Origin of the sequence: Candidatus Protochlamydia sp. W-9 (genome assembly GCF_001950615.1) — a bacterium.
Taxonomy (GTDB): Bacteria; Chlamydiota; Chlamydiia; order Chlamydiales; family Parachlamydiaceae; genus Protochlamydia; species Protochlamydia amoebophila.
The window spans coordinates 1-1,127 of record NZ_BCPZ01000247.1; the positions used below are offsets into that span (position 1 = coordinate 1).

The 1,127-nt window shown below is 32.4% G+C and carries 1 protein-coding gene and 1 pseudogene; both read left to right on the forward strand.

Annotated features, from left to right (window positions below; all coding sequences use genetic code 11):
• The coding region (locus BU804_RS07980) for a CHAT domain-containing protein (RefSeq protein ID WP_143298960.1) at positions 1–322 on the forward strand (322 nt) is incomplete at its 5' end.
• A gap of 247 nt (positions 323–569) precedes the next feature.
• Positions 570–1,127, forward strand: a pseudogene (locus BU804_RS07985) (hypothetical protein); the annotation flags it as partial.

Sequence of the window (1,127 nt, forward strand, 5' to 3'; positions counted from 1 at the left end):
GCTTACTCTTCACTCAGAGTTGGTTTTTATGAGCGCCTGTTTCTCCGGTAGAGGCAAGCTTCACAGGGAAGGAAGCGTTGGTCCTGTCTGGTCCTTTCTTGCCGCAGGAGCCCTATCAACGGTCGCGACTTATTGGCGTCTGCCAGATAGTAATCTAACCCTTCAGATGGTTGACACATTTTATCGCCACCTGTTAGGAACAGGAGTAGAAAAGCTAAATAAGGCCAGAGCTTTGCAAAAAGCCATGCTGGTGGCGATTGAGCAAAAACGGGAAAAACCTCATCTATGGGGAGCTCTTTTCTTATCAGGCCTACATGAATAAAAAGTTAGGAATTCTTAATTAATTTACATTTAGTTTATTTTTTTATTCTATAAAATTTTTAAAAATTTGTTTCATTTTTAATGTTCTTTTAAATAAATCACATTATTTTAAATTGACTATTTATATAAATTTATAATTTATTTTAAATTATTTCATAATATAAATATTAATTGTTTTTAATATTTTTATTATTTAAAATAATAATTATAAAAGGTTTTAACAATTTATTTATATAAGTAGATAAGTTATGAATGTAGAATCAGTTAAATTCAACAATCCTTACTATTCTCCTTTTTCCCAAAGTTCGCAAATATCTATATTAGATCAAGTAAACGGTTTAGTTGAGGTTTATAAAACAAATTCCAAAATAGAAGAGAATATACTCGTCAGTGCCAAATTGCTCTTCGAAGAAATTAATCGTTTAGAAGATATTGGTATCAAGCGTGAATGTTTATGTCGCCTGCTAAAATTAGAGATAGAAGAAGTACAAAATTTGATAGAACAAAAACTAGTACTTCTTTTTGATTTTGAAACATTTTTGTACGATATCCAGGAGAATCAAGCTCAACAACTCATTCAACTTGAAGAAATCGTCAGTACAATCATTGTGGCAAATTTAGAATCCAACGAACTTAAACTTATAGTTCCTATCTGCTCGATCTATCAGGATATATTAGAGCATCTCTGGTTGCTTCCCTATCTCGAATTTGGCAATCACTGCGCTAACCTACTTATTCAAAATAGAGAAGCAATTCTAAGCCATATGGAGCGCTGGAAAGACAGCCTTTATCAATTAGCCTATGAG